Below are 19987 nucleotides of genomic sequence, written 5' to 3' on the forward strand. Positions count from 1 at the left end.
ATGACAAAAGAGGAGCAATTAATCGATTTAAGCAGTAAAGGTGACAAAGATGCATTTCGCCAGTTAGTGGAGATGCATCATAAAAAGGTCATCTACATCTGCTTATCATTTGTCAATAATGGACATGACGCCGAAGATATTGCACAGGAGGTCTTTATTGAAATGTACCGATCTCTCAAGAATTTCAGAAAAGAATCAACAGTATCAACCTGGCTCTACCGCTTATCGGTCAATAAATCGCTCGACTTTATCCGGCAAGCCAAACGGCAGAAAAGAGGTAGTGGCAAAGTAAGCCTTATTGAGAAAAGTGAAGTAGAACAATTACATATCACCAGCGACCAATCACCCAGCGATTACCTTGAAGAAGATGAAAAAAGGCAGCTATTATATTCTGCAATAAACCAATTGCCAGAACGACAAAAGAAAGCCATCATTCTTTCACAAATTAATGAATTAAAACAAAATGAAGTGGCTGAAATAATGGAAACAACCATATCATCGGTAGAGTCGCTGTTAGTAAGAGCGAAGAAAAAGTTAAGGGAAACACTCTTCAGCCACAAGGAAGAATTTATTTAAACGCAGGAAACTTGGATTTATATCGTCATATAAAGTGAGTGTTAGTTATGAAAAAGAGGGAAATACATAGTAAAGACATTGATCAGTACCTAAATCAGAAGCTGATTAATACCTACGAACCATCTGCTGGTTTTGTTGATGATTTAATGAGAAAGGTGGCCGATATGGATATTATTCAGCCTGCCTCCAGATATATAAAAGTGCTGTTTCAAGTAGCTGCGGCGGTAGCCATTGCGGTATTTATTACTAACATATTCATTTTGGTGACTTCCACACAAAATACAACAGAAAGCAGTAATGACTGGACCAGCGTATATGAATTGGGCACCAGTACCAATTGGTACGAATACTATGACAATGAGACGTATATAGCCAATAACCAAACAAATGATTAGCATGAAAAATACTTGCAAAATATGTTGGGTGATCCTGGGGTTGTTTTTATTAGGAAACATCATCTTGCTGGGTGTTTGGTGGCTGGATACCGATGCGAAACAAAAGAATGAAACACGCCGCTTTAGCAAGGAAGATCATCGACTTGAAATGCGTGAACACCTGCTTCGTCATACAAACATAACTGAAGCCCAATTTGATCAAATGTATCAGCTCTGGAAAGAACATGCTAAATACATGTACAAAGGGCAAACAGAATTAGACAGTCTACGACAGCAATTAATGAGCGAAACATTCAATAGCCATTCTGATACGTTTGCCGTAGAGCGCCTGCTGAATGAACTGAGCGTAAAGCAGCGAAAGATCAATGAAGCGAACTACTTCCATTTCAGGAAACTTCGAAACATTTGCGAAACCGATGAGCAACGAGAGATGTTGGATAAACTACTACGCTCGCGCATGATGCATGACGGACACAAAAAGCGCTTTAGAGGCCGGGGAAAAAGACACTAGAAAACAACATACTATAAATAAGTCACTTAGCATAAGCGCGCGTGCTATAATGTGATAGCTATACCCTATTGTTAAATTTTAAATTATCAAACAATGCAATACAAGTACTTATTAGCACTTGCCATCCTCACTACAGTGATGTGCAATGCTACAGCACAAGGCAAGCAAGCTAACCGCAATGGTTACTGCCCCAAGAATGGTTCTGGAACTTATTGCCTGACAGATGAACTGAATGAGGAACAACAGAAGCAATTACAAACGGAACGCGTCAGGTTTAAGAAAGAAATACAGGATGATAAAAACCGATTGAATGAGCTTCGGGCCCGAAAACGTACCGTAATGACAACGGAACCTATTAATAGAAAATCGCTTGATGAGGTGCTTATGGAGATCAATAACATTGAGGCAGCGATTGAAAAAAAACGCTTTCGTCATCAACAAGTAGTCAAATCGTTTTTGAACGACCAGCAGATAATAGAGTTTGACGCCCGCAGAACTAAACAAGCATACCATATGAACGGGAACCATAAAGGCCGAAAGTACGCAGGATACGGCAACTGTGAAACACCAATGTGCCAGGGGCAAAGACGCGGCGACGAACAAAGAAAGGGCATACAGGCAAATTATGGTGGCAGACAAGGAAACAGGAGCGGCCACCAGCGCCATATGCAGCGTGGAATGATGCCTGAAGAGCTGCAAGCTACCATGAAACAATCGCACCTAAACATGATGAAGGAACAACAGCCATTGAATAACGAACTCAATGAGCTACGCGCGCAGATTCAGACACTATCAACAGGCAAAACCTATGATGTCAAAAAGTTAGACCGACTTATTGATCGTCAATCTGAAATAAAATTACAAATAGCCAAACTGCATGCTGATAAGATGCTTGAAACAAGAAGTCAACTCAATGACGAACAAAAGCTTTGGTTTGACAATCATCACCAAAAAAGAAGGCCATACCGACAATTGTAGTAAATAATCGCAACAGAACACATAGGCGTTTTGCTATCTTTTAATGATAGTAAAACGCTTTTTTAATAATGTTCCACTATAGTCTAAAAATGAGTGCTTTCATCATGGTGAGTGAGAAAAATCATAAGTACAAACCTAAATTTTCAGCTATTATTGTCACCCTAAATGCTTTTATGTGTGTCTTTAAAGCATATTACAAATTAAAAGAGACCCCTTAGTCTTTAAATCGTGAACCATGAATGAAAAGCAATTTAACAGAATACAAGGCTTATCAACCCTAATTGGCAACACGCCTCTGCTAGCCATTGAATTTGAATACAAAGGTCAAATCCGGAAAATATATGCCAAGGCGGAGTTTCTCAACCTTACAGGCAGTATTAAAGATCGGATGGCCTTTCATATTTTAAACAAAGCCTATGAAAATGGCAACCTAAAGCCAGGTGACCGCATTATTGAGGCCACCAGTGGCAACACCGGCATCGCCTTCTCAGGCGTTGGCAGAGCATTAGGACATCCCGTTACTATTTTTATGCCTAACTGGATGAGTCAGGAACGTAAGAACCTGATAAAAAGCTTTGGAGCTAATATCAAGTTAGTTACCCCTGAAGAGGGCGGCTTTTTGGGAAGTATCGAAATGGCCAACCAATTGGCAGCGGATAATGATAACACTTTTTTACCACGTCAGTTTTCCAATTACGACAATTGCGAGGCTCACTACACTACTACAGGACCAGAACTTTTTTGGCAGTTGAAGTTCCGCTCTTTAATACCCGATGCTTTTGTGGCAGGCGTGGGAACCGGAGGAACAGTAATGGGAGTTGGAAAATACTTACGCGAAAAAATACCGGGCATTAAAGTTTACCCGCTTGAACCGTCTAACTCACCCACTATGTCAACGGGTTACAAAGTAGGTAAGCACCGTATTCAAGGCATCTCTGATGAGTTCATCCCTTCCATTGTTAAACTGGATGAATTGGATGAAATTGTAAGTGTGGACGATGGCGATGCGATAATAATGGCGCAAAAACTGAGTTCGGAGCTGGGCTTAGGCGTTGGTATTTCAAGTGGAGCCAACTTTTTAGGTGCTTTGAAAATACAGGAAGAATTGGGACCTGATGCGGTAGTGGTAACCGTATTTGCCGATGACAACAAAAAATACCTGAGCACCGACCTGATGAAGGAAGAGCCAGTAAAAAGTGATTTCTTAGCCACTGGTGTGGAGCTGTTAAGTTACGCGGCCTACAAGCGCGTGTGTCACACCTGCTGCGATCCTAAGGACTGTTTAGAGTCGTGCTACGAAGGTGATGAACAAGAAGTTAAATTACCTGCTTGCCCGCGAAGAGAACCTGTACGCTAATAATTATCATAATAGTTTGAGTTTTGGTTTGAATAAAGCCGCCTTTGAAAATTAAAGGCGGCTTTATTTTTTAGGATTCTGTTTCCAAAATTTTATTGTAGCCCGCAACAACACCCTGAATTAGTGAAGAACTAAAGCCTTCATATTCCATTTTATTCAAGGATTTAATCGTTACCCCCAGTGGCGTAGTCACTTTATCTATCTCAGGTTCGGGGTGCGAGTTGTTTTCGATAATCAGCTTGGAAGCGCCCTTCATAATCTGCGCCGCAATTTCAAGCGATAACTTTGATGAGAAGCCAATTTCAATCCCCCCTTGTGATGCTGCCCTTAAAAACCTTAAGGCAAACGCAATACCGCAAGAAGCCAACACTGTTGCTGCCGGCATCTGTGTTTCCGGTATCACCATTGTTGAACCTAACTGGTTAAATATTTCTGTTACCTCCTGTTTATGCTTCAGGCCTTGCGTATTGAAAGATAAGGCAGTCATCGACTCCTGAATTGCAATGGCCGTATTGGGCATGGCCCTGATAATAGGTACGCTGTTGCCTAACACCTGCTCCAGGTCCTCAATCTTTACTCCTGAAATAACAGAAATAACCACTTTATTAGCGACTTTTAGCTCGTCGGCTACCTGAGTCAATAAGGCCTTGGCAGCGGTGGGTTTTACTGCAATTATAACGATCTCTGCTTCTGCTACTGCTTCAATATTATTGGTGGTAATATTAAATCCATCCTCATCTTTCAGGTGCTGGATTAACTCCAAATCAAGATTCGTAATGGTTAATTGCTGTGGTGCCATTAAACCACTCTTTACAAGCCCCTTGGCAATTGAAGATCCTAAATTTCCTCCTCCAAGAATTGCAATGTTTTTAGATTTCATCCTATCAGATAATTGTATATTAATACTCAAATAATCACAGCACAAAGCTAGAGAGGAAAATGATATTGAAATAATTTACAATAGTGAGTTAAATCATTGAAAAAGCTCTTTTTTATCAGCTAACAATTACTTCACACTCATTATCAATAGCTTTATTAGCAGCCAAGGTGGCGGCCACCACAGAAATAACGGAAACAAAACCCGCCAGCATAACCCCTGCATAAGGAATTAGTAATACTAAAGAGAAAACAAATCCATTACCAACTGCCAAACCTTTATTATTTCTCATGAAACGCACACTGGCATCAATTTTAAACCGTCTGCGCTCAAATGTGTAGTCTAAAAATGAAAAACCATAAAAGTAGGCAGACACAAGAAAGAGAGCAATTGGTGTGAGGTAACCAACTAAAGGAATGAAACTTAGCAATAAAAGCAAAACAGTAAACAGCAGCTCAACAACTAAATTACGCATGGCTAACATTACTCCCCTCAAAATATCATTAAGAAACTGAGTCAGGTTAAAAGGGACTTTCTTGCCACTCAACAACTCCTCAGTTTTTTCTGACAAAAGGGCAAATACCGGCGACAGCAAAATCAGGATAACATAGCCCCCAACGTAAGCATATACAATAAAAAACAAGAGCCGCAGAACCAGCCAGATAACCCCCTCAATAAGTGCAACTAAGAAACCTGCACCCCAAAAATTCCAGGAGGCAAAATCTATCCACTCTGCCAGCGAAGCTATCATGCCATCACTTAAAGAACCCACAGAGTAAACTCCTGCAACAAACAACAATACATTGAACAGAATGGGAAAAATAAAGAACCACCCTAATCCATTCTTAAACATAAATGATAATGCCTTTGAATAGGTTCGTAAACCCAATTGAAACCCTTGTCTGTAATTCATTTGTAATTTTCCGATAATTAAAATCCTGAGGCGCCAAAACTAAGCTTTTAGACTAAAATTTACTACTTTTGCACTGCCAAAAAATCAAATAGAAAAAATGATGGATATTCAATTATTGACTGCCATATCTCCTATTGACGGAAGATATAGAAACAAAGTAGATGGATTAGCCTTATACTTCTCAGAATATGCTCTTATCCGCTACCGAGTTCTTGTTGAGATAGAGTACTTTATTGCACTTTGTGAGCAACCACTACCACAATTGGCCGATTTCGACAAAAACCTATACGCCGACCTGCGTAAGGTGTATAAAAACTTTGAATTGGAGGATGCCGAGCGAATCAAGGAAATCGAGTCTGTAACCAATCACGATGTGAAAGCCGTTGAATACTTCATCAAAGAAAAATTTGATGCTCTAAACCTTGACAAGTACAAAGAGTTTATCCACTTTGGCCTCACTTCACAGGATATTAATAACACAGCGGTACCATACTCCTTGCGCGATGCGGTGCATGAAATATATTACCCTCTGCTGGAAGAGCTGATTCAAACTTTAGATGATTTGGCAAATGAATGGAAAGATATTCCAATGTTGGCAAAAACACACGGTCAACCAGCATCTCCAACTCGTTTAGGTAAAGAAATGAAGGTATATGTGGAGCGCCTGAACAAGCAGTTGGCCCTTTTAAAAGGGATACCTTGCTCGGCTAAGTTTGGCGGTGCCACAGGAAACTTCAATGCACACAACGCAGCATATCCAACTATCGACTGGGTTGATTTTGGAAATAACTTTGTGAACAACATCCTGAAACTGGACCGTGAACAAGTTACCACCCAAATATCGAACTACGATAATATGGCAGCCACATTTGATAACCTCAAACGTATCAATGTGATTCTGCTGGACCTTTCGCGCGATTTCTGGACATACATCATGATGGAGTATTTCAAGCAGAAAATTAAAAAAGGCGAAGTGGGTTCAAGTGCAATGCCACATAAAGTAAACCCCATTGATTTTGAAAATGCCGAAGGTAACCTGGGTGTAGCCAACGCAATATTTTCGCATTTGGCAGAAAAACTGCCCGTTTCACGATTGCAACGCGACCTGACAGACTCTACCGTACTGCGTAACATTGGCGTGCCTATTGCCCACTCAGTGATCTCAATGCGTTCGCTGGCCAAAGGGCTCAGTAAATTGTTACTGAACGAAGCGGCTATCAAACGCGATTTAGAAGACAATTGGGCGGTTGTGGCTGAAGGTATTCAAACCATTCTGCGCCGCGAGGGCTACCCAAATCCGTATGAAGCGCTGAAAGACCTTACTCGCACTAATGAAGCCATTAATGCCAAGACAATGAGTGAGTTTATTGAGCGCTTAAACATTTCTGATGAAGTAAAAGAAGAAATGCGTGCCTTAACACCTCACACCTACACTGGTGTTTTTAAGATATAATAACATAAGTACTATTTGTGTTTCGGGCAGTAAAAACTTACTTTTACTGCCCGTTTTCGTCGGTAGTATTTAATAGTTAAAGACAGCGCACACGCTTTAAAAACCGAAAGAAATCTACTGACATAAATTCAAAGACAACACAATGAGCGATTTCATAAAAGTATTACGCACTTATTTACCTCCATATAAAGCCCAACTGGCTTTAACCTTTCTGTTTAATGTATTAAGTGCATTATTTATTGTTTTCTCCATGCTTTCGATGATACCCATGCTACAGGTGATTCTGGAAGATGATAAGGAGGTGACAACATTAATGGCATGGTCATTCGATAAAGATGCATTATTCAATAACCTTAACTACTACATTACTGTCATCAAAAACCATTATGGACAAGGAACCACTCTATTGTTTCTTGGACTGTTTGGTATTATCACCACGCTACTAAAAACCGGTTTCACCTACTTAGGTTCGTATACCATAACCGGCATCCGAAATGGCATTACACGCGATATTAGAAAGGCCATCTATAACAAAATGATCGAATTACCTTTAGGCTTTTACAGTAACGAGCGAAAAGGCGATATGATGGCACGCTCTACTGCTGATGTACAAGAAGTTGAGTCTTCGGTTATGTCATCACTGGATATGCTTTTGAAAAACCCGGTAATTATTGTGGTAGTGCTCACCTCCATGTTCTTAGTTAGCTTTGAATTAACCCTATTCGTGTTTCTGGTGCTGCCCATTGCCGGTTTTGTAATTGGGCGCATCGGCAAGAGCCTGAAGAAAACTTCCCGCGAAGGACAGAACAAACTTGGCTTAATACTTGGCATTATAGAAGAGTCTCTTTCTGGTTTACGAATCATTAAAGCATTTAATGCCGAGGAGAGAATGTCGGGGCGCTTTAATGGTGAGATTGAAAGCTACCGCCGAACCATGAATAAACTGCAACGCCGCAGACACCTGGCACACCCAACAAGCGAATTTTTAGGCACCATTGTTTTTGTGATTATTTTCTGGTATGGAGGATCGTTAATTTTAAAAGGCGACGAGACGTTAAGCATGGCGGTTTTTATGACTTACTTAGGCATGTTTTACCAAATCATCAATCCTGCAAAGGCTTTTTCACAAGCAGCCTATAGCATTCAAAAAGGGATGGCGGCCTATGAGCGCATCGAACAAGTTCTTGATGCTGATTTAGGCATTAAGGAGCATGACGGCTCCAAAGAAATAAAAACCTTTAGCAATGCCATTGAATACCGCAATATCAACTTTGCCTACGAGGATGTCAATGTTCTTAAGAATGTGAGCTTAACCATCCCACAAGGCAAAACATACGCCTTGGTTGGCCAGTCGGGCAGCGGTAAAACGACGTTTGTAGACTTGCTTCCGCGCTTTTACGATGTACAAGGGGGCGGTATATATATAGATGGTACCAACATTAAGGATTTAAAGCTTTTCGACCTTCGGGAGCTAATGGGCAATGTTAATCAGGAAGCCATCTTGTTTAACGATACCATTTACAATAACATTACGTTTGGGGTTGAACACGCCACTGAAGAGGAAGTTATCAATGCGGCCAAAGTAGCCAATGCCCATGATTTTATTACGGCGTCTGAAAACGGCTATCAAACAGTGATTGGTGACCGGGGAAGTAAACTTTCGGGAGGTCAGCGCCAACGGATAAGCATCGCGCGTGCCATCTTAAAGAACCCGCCAATACTGATACTTGACGAAGCCACTTCGGCCTTGGATACAGAATCGGAACGACTGGTGCAGGATGCTCTCGAAAATCTGATGAAGAACCGTACTTCACTGGTTATTGCCCACCGCCTATCAACTGTTCGCAATGCCGATATGATCTGCGTATTTAATGATGGCCAGATTGTTGAAATGGGAACTCATGATGAGTTAATTGATAAAGATGGTATTTATAAGAAACTGCACGCCATGCAAATGAGCTAAAAAGCACTTAACAAGGCAAGTACTATACAATACCTTTGCCTTACAAATGACTATTCACATTTTTTAACTAAATATTCGAAACAATTTACCCCTTCAACGCATAATACTTATTTAAAAGTTATTGGCTATGATGTTGAAAGATTGGTTTGGGGTAATAACAGGTATTTTAATTTCTTCGGCTGTGGCCGCACAAACCACAGCCAATCCACCTGAAAAAAGATACCATACAATTGGAAACCTGAAGGTTGATACGAGCTTTAACGATAAGTATTTCGATGATTTTTTGATTCCTTATCGTGAGTTTACTGATTTGCACGACTGCAAAATAAAAGTTAAAAGCAAAAAAATAAAAACAACCATGGCCGCGCGGCCTACCTTCCCCTCTTTACTGCTGGGCAAAAAAAACAGGCGCTACATTATCGTGGTCAATAAAAAAGAAAGCTTTGACGGGGTGCACCTGAAAGATGTTCCCTCTGATGCCCGTATTGGACTCTTCGCCCATGAACTTATGCATATTCGCGACTACGAAAGCCGAAAGATGACAGGAGTTGTGCAACGGGGCATCCAATACCTGTCGCAAAAAGGTAAGAGAAAAGTTGAGCACTATACAGACAGCCTGACGATTGCCGCCGGCTACGGTCAACACCTATACGAATGGGCCAGCTTCGTGCTGCACGATTCCGATGCTTCGGAAGAGTATAAAACCTACAAAACAGAAATATACATGAGTCCAGTGCGCATCTTAAACGAAATTGAAGAAGGCCTGCCAACACCATAATCACAGCATTACCAGTAGATACAAAAACAGCCGGATAATAGTGTTTAACCGGCTGCTATTTTATATAGTGACGTCCTCTTAAGCTAACTCATCAACAGCTACCTTGTACTTTGGATCTTCATAATAATTAACATCTATAATTGTCGATGCATTGTCAAGCAAACTGCGACAATCTGCACTTAAATGACGCAAATGCACCTTCTTGCCTTGCTTGGCATAACGCTCTGTTACTTTACTTAAAGCCTCAATGGCCGAATGATCAGCGACTCTCGACTCAGCAAAATCAATAATGACTTCATCCGGGTCGTTGATAACATCAAACTTCTCCTGAAACGCGGTGACAGAACCAAAAAAGAGTGGACCATATATTTCATAATGCTTAATCCCCTCGTCATCGATGTACTTGCGCGCTCTGATGCGCTTGGCATTTTCCCAGGCATACGATAAGGCCGAAATAATAACCCCCACAAACACTGCTACAGCCAGGTTATGATAGAAAACGGTTACCCCTGCTACAATAATCATCACAATTACATCGATTACCGGCACCTTATTAAATATTTTCAAACTGGCCCATTCGAAGGTACCAACCGCCACCATAAACATTAAACCAACCAGTGCGGCCATTGGCACTTTTTCAATCAATGAAGAGCCAAACAGCACAATTAACAAAAGCCCAACAGCGGCTACAATGCCAGACAGTCGTTTCCGCCCACCAGAACTTACGTTGATGATACTCTGACCAATCATGGCGCAACCACCCATGCCACTAAAAAAGCCACAAACTAAGTTGGCTGTTCCCTGAGCAATACACTCCTTATTTCCTCTCCCTCGCGTTTCTGTCATTTCATCAATCACGGATAAGGTCAGCAAACTTTCGATCAATCCCACAGAAGCCATTATCAGTGAATATGGCAATATAATCATGATGTTCTCCCAGGTAAATGGAATCATTGGCAGATGAAACTCAGGTAATCCACCGGAAATAGAAGCTATATCTCCTACTGTTTTGGTGTCGATACCCAGTGTGAGGATGATGCCTGACACAACTAAAATAGCGGTTAGCGCGGCTGGAACTGCCTTTGTAATTTTTGGCAAGAAATGGATAATTAGCATGGTCAGCGCCACAAATCCTAACATCATCCACAAAGCAGACCCTTGCATCCATTGTAATGCACCATCAACATCGGGCACTTTAAACTGATCCAGCTGTGCCATAAATATCACAATAGCCAGTCCGTTAACAAATCCAAACATTACCGGATGCGGCACTAAACGAATAAATTTTCCGAGCCTGAGTACGCCCACCAGAATTTGTATGATGCCCATCAGCACAACAGCTGCAAAAAGAAATTCAACACCATGACGCACCACTAAGCTCACAATAACCACAGCGATGGCGCCAGTCGCTCCCGAAATCATTCCCGGACGTCCGCCAAACAAGGCCGTTATCAAGCCAATAATAAACGCTGAATACAAGCCAATTAAAGGACTTACTTTTGCCATAAGAGAAAAAGCAACGGCCTCTGGCACTAGCGCTAGAGCGACTGTTAAACCGGATAAAATTTCATTTTTAAGGGACGACCCCTGTCGTAGTTTTTCAATAAAAACCATGTATATAAATTTTAAAATGACACAAAACACACCTAACACTATTCACATAGTGCATGAATGAGTATATGTTACTAGGGATTAACTTGCTAAAAGAGCAAGCATAAAAGGATAATCAATTAGCGGCCGCAAAGATAGAAATTCTCCTAACAACATGGAAATATTAATCTTAATTCAATAAAAAGCCTTGATTCATCCACTCATGAATCAAGGCCGATAGAATTGCGATAAAATTTATATTCTAATATTTCCACTCTTTAGCGGCTTCGTACATAGCCAGTACATTCTCTACGGGTGTTTCCACTTTAAGCTTATGCGAGGGACCTAAAATAAAGCCACCTCCAGGAGCCATGGTATCCAGAAGCTGCTTAACTCCGTCTTTAACCTGCTCAGGTGTTCCCTGCCTTAGGAGGAGTTCTTCATCCAAAGCACCACTAAAGGCAATGTACCTGCCAAAATCGTTTTTAAGTCCATCGGGCTGCATGCCATTGGCCCTGGTTTGAATAGGATCAAGCACATCCGCACCAATACTTATGAACTCAGGCAAGAGCTTACGCACACCACCGCAGGAGTGCATGTAAAATTTTGCCCCATTGGCTTTTGGTATCTCAACAAACGATTGGATAGCTGGTTTACAATACTGCTCCCAAATCTCATGACTGATAGACAGCCCGGACTGGGAACCAAAATCATCGGCGATACGGATAAAGTCAACGCCACCCTGCGCTTTTTCAAAGAATTTTTCAATAAAGTCCAGATAGAATTGATTGACTTTTTCTACTAAGGTTTCGAAGAACTTAGGATGGTACATGATGACATCCAAAAAACTATCTCTTCCGAGTAAACGCTGAATAATTCGGAATAAACCTGGTGATGAATAACCAGGTGCTGTCATTACAGCATAGTTCTTATATTTCTTGATTTTAGGGGGTAACGAATCAAAATCAAATAAAGCAGTTGTAGGCCAATCAAAATCCTCCAACACTAACGGGTCTGTTTGTCCTTCTAAAGGAAAATGGGTAGCCTCCCAAAACTCGAAGTCTCCCTGCTTAACTTTTGAATAACCAACTCCCCAAATATCGGTCTTTGACAGACCATCACTCTCAACAAGATTCTTTCCTACATAATCTGGCTCAACCCAACGAAAGTCAACATCCAGATACTCCAATAGCTGATCACGATTCTGAAACCCCAGGTGTTTCATCAACTTAACACCAAATTCAGGGACGTCCCAATAAAAAAATGGCACCCTGTCCACCGCTTCGCGGTTTAGTGCCTTTAGGACTCTTTCCTTGTGAATCATAAGCGTTGCTTTTGATTAAAAAAAAATGATTTTCCTCATCGCAAAACTTGTCGAATTTAGAAAAGATATGACAAAAATCAAATTTTTAACGATGAAAGGCCGAATCGTCATGATTAAAAAAGTGCGACGTACTTGCAAATTCACCTCTGTTTACAGGTGTTTGACTACAGAAAAAGTCTAAATGTTAAAAATTGTATTCAGCCGCAACACTCCTATCTCAAGCACATTAGAAGATTTTCTTTATTCGGACCATCAAATACTCTTCAAAAATCAACTATCCAAACCGGTTGCAAAGCCACAAAAAAGGCTGACATTGCGCGGTACACTGCGTGTATCCCTTCCATGTCAGCCATTATCAATTTAAATGCTCAAGCGCTACCAGCGCTTAAGAACTGAACTATTGACTCATGCGTGTTTTCAGAATTTCATACATCAAAATACCGGCAGCCACCGACACATTCAATGATTCAATTTCGCCTAAAACTGGAATTTTGCTCTTCACATCTGCGGCAGCCAGAATTTTAGGGTTAACCCCTCTGTCTTCAGCGCCCATAACCAGTGCAATTGGACCACGATAGTTGGCCTTGTCATAATCAACAGCTCCTTTCTCGGTGGCAGCCACAACCTTTAAACCACTATTCTGCAGGTACTCGACGGTCGACAGCAAACTTCTTACCCGACATACCGGAATGGTATGCAATGCCCCTGCTGAGGTCTTCATGGCATCAGATGTAACAGCCGCAGCCCCCGTTTCCGGAATCACGATGGCATCCACACCAGCACACTCCGCTGTTCGCGCTATAGCCCCAAAATTGCGCACATCCGTAATGTGGTCGAGTACCATGATAAAGGGCTCTTTACCGGCATCGTAAAGCATAGGTACCAGCTGTTCAATATTCTGGTAAGTAACTGGCGAAATCATGGCAATAACCCCTTGGTGGTTCTGTCTGGTCACGCGATTTAATTTCTCAATTGGCACAAACTGAAATGGAATCTGATGCTCCCTTACCAGATCTAAGAAAGCCTGAAAAAGAGCGCCTTGCAAACCCTTTTTAATCATTACCTTCTCAATCTCTTTACCTGCATTTATTGCCTCCTGAACGGCCCGTATGCCGAACACCATCTGTTGCTCTTTTGCTTGCTTTTCCATAATTAGTCTAAATCCAGTTTTTGCTGTTGCAGCTTTTCTAATTCCTCATGTGCCTGCTCCCAGTCGTGCATGCGCCCGGTTAAAGCGGTTTCCACATCTTTATACTCTATAAATAATGCCGTATCAGCGGCATTTTCCGGCTGGTTTATTTTTTCCGTCAGGCCTTCCAACTGCTCCTCAAGGGTTGCAATTTGCCCTTCATACTCCTCCACCTGTTTCTCAGCCTTTTTAATTTTCTTATTTAATTCCTTGCGCTCTTCAAATGACAGTTTTGCCTGAGAGGTTTCTTTACGGGCCGATTCATTCTTCTTCGAAGCAATGGACTCATTTAGCTCATTAAGGCTATCCATCTTTTTCTTTTGCAAAAAATCGTAGATGCCTCCTATATGCTCCTTTATTTTCTGATGACGAAACTCATACACTTTATCCACTAAACCATCTAAAAACTCACGATCGTGCGAAACGAGTACCACCGTTCCATCAAAATCGCGCAAAGCTTGTTTGAGAATCTCCTTTGAACGCATATCCAAATGGTTCGTCGGCTCATCGAGGATGAGGAGATTCACGGGCTCCAGCAACAAGCGTACCATCGCCAAACGCGTGCGCTCCCCACCTGAGAGGACGGCCACTTTCTTTTCTACTTCCTCACCCGAAAACATAAAGGCTCCGAGGAGATCACGTATCTTAGTACGAATTTCGCCTACAGCCACCAAATCAATAGTTTCAAGTACTGTATGAGTTTCATCGAGTCGCTCTGCCTGGTCCTGTGCAAAGTAGCCAATCTTCACATTGTGTCCGGTAGTGAGTTTGCCCTGATGAGCCAATTCACTCATAATTATTCGCGCCATGGTGGTTTTTCCTTCACCATTACGCCCTACAAAAGCCACCTTTTCGCCCCGTTCAATGGTCAAATCCACGTCGTTTAGCACCAGCAAATCGCCATATGCCTTGGTAACGCCCTCCCCTTTAACAACAACCGTTCCGGAACGGGGAGCTGGTGGAAATTTGATATTTAAAGCCGAATTGTCGAACTCATCCACTTCAATGCGATCAAGCTTCTCCAGCTGCTTTATGCGCGATTGCACCTGCACAGCTTTGGTCGCTTTATAACGAAAGCGCTCTATAAATTTTTCGGTGTCTTCAATCTTTTTTTGCTGGTTGACAAAGGCATTAAGCTGCTGCTCCTGCCGCTCTTTGCGCAATTCGATAAACTTGGAGTAGCTGGCTTTATAGTCGTATATCCTCCCCAAAGAAATTTCAATACTTCTGTTGGTGATTGCATCCAGAAAGGCTTTATCGTGCGATATTAATACCACGGCCCCACTGTAGGTTTTGAGAAAATCTTCGAGCCACTGAATGGAGTCAATATCCAAATGGTTAGTGGGCTCATCAAGCAGGAAAATATCGGGCTGTTCAAGTAGGATCTTGGCCAACTCGATACGCATGCGCCAGCCACCACTAAACTCGCCTGTATTACGCGTAAAGTCGCTTCGCTCAAACCCCAAGCCCTTTAAGGTGGTTTCAATTAGTGCTTCGTGATTACTGCCGCCCAACAAATTAAACCGCTCGGTTTTTTCATTAAGGCGATCCAGAAGCGCCATGTACGAATCCGATTCGTAGTCGGTTCGCTCAGCAATTTCGGTATTGATGTCAGCGATTTGTTGCTCCAGGCTTTTTAATTCGCCAAAAGCCAGCTCAACCTCTTCAACCACAGTTCGGGTATCAGCATACTTCATGTGCTGAGGCAAGTAGCCCATTTTAATTCCTTTGGGCATTGAAACTGTGCCTTCGGTAGGCTCCTGATGACCTGCTATTATTTTTAGTAAAGTCGACTTTCCGGCACCGTTTTTCCCTATGAGTCCAATCCTGTCTTTATTATTAATCAGGAATGATACTTCTTCAAAAAGTTTGAAACCGCCGAAATCAACCGTTAACTGATTAATTGAAACCATTCATTAAAATTTGTGCAAAGATAGCATAAAAAAGCTGACAGCCAGAGCCATCAGCTTCATGTAATCGTTCGGCTAGATTAATATTCGATTAGTTCACTTCTTCAATAGACACACCGTAATCCGGACTGAATTTCACCACCAGTAACCCGCGATTATAAAAGCCACCCCAGTTGGCCAAACGTGAGAATTTTAGCCTTGACTGAATGGTGTGTGGGTGATGCTGCTCAATACAGTATGGAAAACTCTTCCCATATTCGCGAATAGCTGTGACAAAATAATAGGTTACATCATGCCCCCATAAACTATATCGGCTCATATTTGATGTTACCGAGGCCGTTTCAAAAAATGGTGAAATTGCCATGGGTTCTGTGCCAAATGAATCCCGGTACAGTTGAATACGACCTTCGCTGATGGTGTCGGTATAGTCCACCGCATAGTAACTGAAGATATGACCATTTAATTTGTAAATGTCTTCAGGATTAACCGTGTTATACTTTAGCCAATCGGGCAAGCCCCATAAAGTGACGTGCGCCTTGGCTTTATCAGCTGCCCCTTTTACTGTTGTAATGATGCGGTTAACCTGGGCTTCTTCCATTGAAGGAATCACAATAACATTTTCTTTGTCGGCAGAAAACATCCGCTCCATGCTTACCAAATCGTCCTGTCTGAACTTATACTCAACAAAATCGGGCACCTCTCCATTATTGAAACTTTCCCAATAAACTTTATCGCGAATAAGCTGGCTTAACTTCTGTTCAAATTCGTTATCAGTACTTTCAGTACGTATCATTACCAGGCGCTTGCCTCTCGAACTTTGAATCACCTTCTGCGTCATGGCATTAATCATGAGCGTATCTGGCGTGTTGGCCTGGAAAAGAATTGGGTTACTCTCCATTTCACTATTGCTGGTTGATAGCGGATAAACCATTGGTATATTATTCCGCTTTGAAAACTCAGATACCAGCTTAAGGTTGGATGAATAGGCCGGTCCGATAATCAAATCGGCATGCATTAACTCGGGCTTAAGCAATATTTGCTTTACTTTATTGGTATCAGGGGCAGTATCATAAACAAATAAATCCACATTTACCCCTTCCTTCTTCAAGGCATCAAGAGCCAACAGCGTACCCTGATAGAATTCAACAAATACTTTTGAATGCAACGACAGCTTTCTTTTTTCCCGCTCCACCTCTATGGTATCCCCTTCTACTTCTTCAGTAGTGAAATTAACATTCCTGGTTGCTTCCACATTAAAGGGTAATAGTAAAGCCACTGCTATCGATGGTTTGCTAACGCTGTAATCGTAAGTGCCACAATCACGCTGCTCAAACGCAAACAACTCTTCGGGCACCTCCTGAGGGGTTTCCTCGTCTGTTCCTTTAGCCATCTCATAATACCCCTGCAGCCATTTCTCCGTAGGAACCTTAATAATCATGTTTTTCTTCAACCGGTTTATGTCAATACCAGAAGCAGCATTAACTTTATCGATGATATCAGCCGGAACACCATAACGCTGTTCAATATCATAGATACTCTCACGCTTTTTGACTTTGTGCTCGATAAATAAACCATTACTTAAAAAAGCATCTTCTTTTTCTCCCCGAATGCTGGCTTTGGGGATGCGCACCAAGTATCCTAAAGGCAAATCACTGGCATTTACAGAGGCATTAGCCGCCATAACATCCTGCGACTTGGCTTTATAACTTTCAGCAATACTATAAAGCGTTTCACCTGCTTTTATTTTATGATAGATGTAATTATCGTCCTCAGCGCCATCAACCAGCTGACTTTTCTGGTCATTCACTTCTGAATTCACATGCGGCACCCGTACAAATGAACCGGCTGAAAGCACGCCCGATTCAAGGCCCTTATTATGCTTGATAATGTCGCGAATATCAACCCCATACTTTCGGGCAATGCCATACAAAGTTTCTTTTGGAGCTACCTGGTGAATGCGATAGCCGCCTTCAAGCGAAGAAGGGGCAGCATCTTCAACATCCTTTTTGGGGATTTTGACAATGGCACCAACCAATAACTGCTGCTCACTCCCGGGGTTATTGTTATAAACATCCTGTAAATCCACCTTGTAACGCTTAGCAATGTAATAGGCGGTTTGCCCTTTTTCAACGGTATGGTAGATATACTCCCCTGTATTTAGTTGCTCCTGCGTACTATTACGTCCTTTAATAACAGGCACTTTAATAAGCTGTCCTTCCTTGAGGCCAAAGGCTGCAGCAGGGTTTACTTCTAATATTTCTTTCTGCGAAACGCCATATGATACACTGATGCGATATAAGCCTTCAGCCTTACGAACTTTATGCAGGTAATACTCAGAACCATCGATGATGATCTTTTCCGTCCCTTCCGGAATCCCTTCCTGAGCATAAACACTGTTACAAACCACTGTAATAAAAGCGATCAGCAGACTTAATATGATAGTTTTAGTGTTTTTCATATTTGTGGTATGAGATAAATAGCAGCACCGCTTGCTACGTTTCATTTGCTGCAATTAATAATAAAAGTTCAAAAGTAAAAAAAGCGGCGAAACTCAACAAAAGAATCACCGCATTTAATACTTATAAACAGCTTTGCACAAACCTTACACTATGCAACTATTTTTGTGGATAATTTGGACTGATTAAAATATTCCTGTCAAAAGTTTGTAATCGACCTTTTTTTACATACGGCGCTCCTCTTTCACGCAAATGCTCAGTCATGTGTTTGCGCCATTTTTTTAACTCTTTTTTATATTTGCCAAGCTCTGCCAGATTGTGCTCTTCGCCTGCGTCGTCGGTCAAATTAAATAACTGCTCTTCGCCGGTTCTGAAGAACCACACATATTTCATTGTTCCATCAGTTAAGGCACACCAGTAGTTATGAGCATCATAGGTAGTTGCATGCTCCATATCAATGTACTCACGCCAGGTAGCCTTTTCATTGGTCACGATGTCCATCAAGGACTTCCCATCCATTTCTGCCGGCTGCTGCACACCTGCCACATCGAGCATTGTTGGTAAAATATCTCTTAATTCAATACACTGCAGTAATTCAGCACCTTTTGAGGAGTTTACAGGCACAGACTTGGGCCATTTTAGGACAAAAGGCACCCTGGTAGAACCTTCATAAGCATAGGTTTTTCGCCAGTGATTGTGATCACCCATCATATCTCCATGATCAGATACGAAAATAATCAGTGCATCATCATACAGACCTTTGTCTTTCAACTCATCGATAAACCGACCTATCTGATCATCGATAAAAGTTATGGCTGCATAGTAATGACGCCTGGAGTTTACCGCATGCTCCACTCCATAATCACCAAAAGCGGCATCTTTATCTTCCGGATAGTCAGCGAAACGACCAGCCCACTCTCCCATAAATGGTACAGGCACGTCTACATTATCGTACATATCAAGGTATCGCTTTGGCGGATCATAGGGACTGTGTGGTCGGGCAAAACTCACCTTCATAAACAATGGCTGCGTTTGTTCATATTCTTTGATGAAATCAATTGCTGTTTGCGCAGTCCAATATGTTGGATGGAGATCTTCGGCCAATAAGTAGGTACCTGCGCGGTGCTCGTTCCAACCAATGCCCGTTGCATCGGGATCGAGATTGGGAGCTTTTTGTCTGAACCACTGACGGTAGTCGCTCTCAAAATCATCGGACTCCACTCGTCCACTCTCGTCTAAAAGTGTTTGATGAAAGCCATGTAAGTTACGTTGCGGATGCCAGTGCATTTTTCCGATACCAATGGTATAATAGCCATTATCACGTAACATCTGAGGCATTTCGTACTTATATTTTTCGGCTATTTTGTAATAACCTAACATGCCATGCTGCCAGGGCGACATCCCTGTAAGCAAACCAGCACGGGCCGGTGTACAGCTGGGAACAGAACTATAAGCATTTGAAAACCAAACACCATCATCAGCCAGAGCATCCATATGCGGTGTTTTTATAGCTGGATTTTCTTTACCCAGGCAGTCCCCTCGTTGCTGGTCGGTCATAATTAAAAAAATATGCGGCTGTTTCTGACCGGCAACGGAGCATGTAATCAAAACTAATAGTAAGCTAATAAGGTATTTCATGATTATTTATTTAAACCATCAAAGTTGGTTGTTAATGGGAAATAATCATATAAAGCCATGTTCAAAATCGTGGATAATT

Annotated in this window: 16 protein-coding genes; 8 read left to right on the top strand and 8 right to left on the bottom strand. The window is 41.9% G+C overall.

What is annotated here, in order from left to right:
- The 5 genes from ACSX1H_RS13680 to ACSX1H_RS13700 all read left to right on the top strand — a co-directional run bounded on the left by ACSX1H_RS13680 (position 1) and on the right by ACSX1H_RS13700 (position 3817).
- On the top strand, positions 1-576 hold the full coding sequence (locus tag ACSX1H_RS13680) for an RNA polymerase sigma factor (RefSeq protein ID WP_439184725.1): 576 nt from the start codon (positions 1-3) through the stop codon (positions 574-576).
- 47 nt (positions 577-623) lie between these two features.
- Positions 624-971, top strand: coding sequence for a hypothetical protein (locus ACSX1H_RS13685; protein ID WP_439184727.1), 348 nt, complete (start codon positions 624-626; stop codon positions 969-971).
- Between the two features lies 1 nt (position 972).
- A complete protein-coding gene (locus tag ACSX1H_RS13690; protein ID WP_439184728.1) occupies positions 973-1482 on the top strand; it encodes a Spy/CpxP family protein refolding chaperone in 510 nt (169 codons plus the stop codon).
- Between the two features lie 93 nt (positions 1483-1575).
- Entirely contained in the window at positions 1576-2460 is an 885-nt protein-coding gene (locus ACSX1H_RS13695) for a hypothetical protein (protein WP_439184729.1), read from the top strand.
- A 235-nt stretch (positions 2461-2695) separates the two neighbouring features.
- The gene (locus tag ACSX1H_RS13700) at positions 2696-3817 is read left to right on the top strand and encodes a PLP-dependent cysteine synthase family protein (protein WP_439184730.1); all 1122 of its coding nucleotides are present in this window, start codon (positions 2696-2698) and stop codon (positions 3815-3817) included.
- Between the two features lie 70 nt (positions 3818-3887).
- Here the strand turns inward: ACSX1H_RS13700 and proC are convergent, their stop codons facing one another.
- Both proC and ACSX1H_RS13710 read right to left on the bottom strand, forming a co-directional pair.
- Complete coding sequence (gene proC, locus ACSX1H_RS13705; protein ID WP_439184732.1) at positions 3888-4697, bottom strand: pyrroline-5-carboxylate reductase; 810 nt, start codon at positions 4695-4697, stop codon at positions 3888-3890.
- Between the two features lie 115 nt (positions 4698-4812).
- On the bottom strand, positions 4813-5607 hold the full coding sequence (locus ACSX1H_RS13710) for an EI24 domain-containing protein (RefSeq protein ID WP_439184734.1): 795 nt from the start codon (positions 5605-5607) through the stop codon (positions 4813-4815).
- A gap of 97 nt (positions 5608-5704) precedes the next feature.
- Here ACSX1H_RS13710 and purB point away from each other — a divergent pair, with 97 nt between their 5' ends.
- The 3 genes from purB to ACSX1H_RS13725 all read left to right on the top strand — a co-directional run bounded on the left by purB (position 5705) and on the right by ACSX1H_RS13725 (position 9801).
- Positions 5705-7060, top strand: a complete 1356-nt coding sequence (gene purB, locus ACSX1H_RS13715) for an adenylosuccinate lyase (RefSeq protein ID WP_439184735.1) — start codon at positions 5705-5707, stop codon at positions 7058-7060.
- A 142-nt stretch (positions 7061-7202) separates the two neighbouring features.
- Positions 7203-9023, top strand: a complete 1821-nt coding sequence (locus tag ACSX1H_RS13720) for an ABC transporter ATP-binding protein (RefSeq protein ID WP_439184737.1) — start codon at positions 7203-7205, stop codon at positions 9021-9023.
- A gap of 127 nt (positions 9024-9150) precedes the next feature.
- The gene (locus ACSX1H_RS13725; protein WP_439184738.1) at positions 9151-9801 is read left to right on the top strand and encodes a hypothetical protein; all 651 of its coding nucleotides are present in this window, start codon (positions 9151-9153) and stop codon (positions 9799-9801) included.
- Positions 9802-9879: 78 nt separating this feature from the next.
- Here the strand turns inward: ACSX1H_RS13725 and ACSX1H_RS13730 are convergent, their stop codons facing one another.
- The 6 genes from ACSX1H_RS13730 to ACSX1H_RS13755 form a co-directional block, all read right to left on the bottom strand.
- Positions 9880-11415 carry a SulP family inorganic anion transporter gene (locus ACSX1H_RS13730; RefSeq protein ID WP_439184739.1) on the bottom strand — a complete coding sequence of 512 codons (1536 nt, stop codon included), beginning with the start codon at positions 11413-11415 and terminating at the stop codon, positions 9880-9882.
- A 238-nt stretch (positions 11416-11653) separates the two neighbouring features.
- Positions 11654-12715, bottom strand: coding sequence for a uroporphyrinogen decarboxylase family protein (locus tag ACSX1H_RS13735; protein WP_439184740.1), 1062 nt, complete (start codon positions 12713-12715; stop codon positions 11654-11656).
- 397 nt (positions 12716-13112) lie between these two features.
- Positions 13113-13865, bottom strand: coding sequence for a 23S rRNA (guanosine(2251)-2'-O)-methyltransferase RlmB (rlmB, locus tag ACSX1H_RS13740; protein WP_439184741.1), 753 nt, complete (start codon positions 13863-13865; stop codon positions 13113-13115).
- Positions 13866-13867: 2 nt separating this feature from the next.
- Positions 13868-15817: an ABC-F family ATP-binding cassette domain-containing protein gene (locus tag ACSX1H_RS13745; RefSeq protein ID WP_439184742.1), complete on the bottom strand. Its 1950-nt coding sequence runs from the start codon at positions 15815-15817 to the stop codon at positions 13868-13870.
- Positions 15818-15905: 88 nt separating this feature from the next.
- Positions 15906-18272, bottom strand: coding sequence for an amino acid ABC transporter substrate-binding protein (locus ACSX1H_RS13750; protein WP_439184743.1), 2367 nt, complete (start codon positions 18270-18272; stop codon positions 15906-15908).
- A 157-nt stretch (positions 18273-18429) separates the two neighbouring features.
- The gene (locus ACSX1H_RS13755) at positions 18430-19908 is read right to left on the bottom strand and encodes an arylsulfatase (RefSeq protein WP_439184744.1); all 1479 of its coding nucleotides are present in this window, start codon (positions 19906-19908) and stop codon (positions 18430-18432) included.
- Positions 19909-19987 lie beyond the last annotated feature (79 nt).

It is taken from the genome of Carboxylicivirga taeanensis (genome assembly GCF_051851475.1).
GTDB lineage: Bacteria > Bacteroidota > Bacteroidia > Bacteroidales > Marinilabiliaceae > Carboxylicivirga > Carboxylicivirga taeanensis.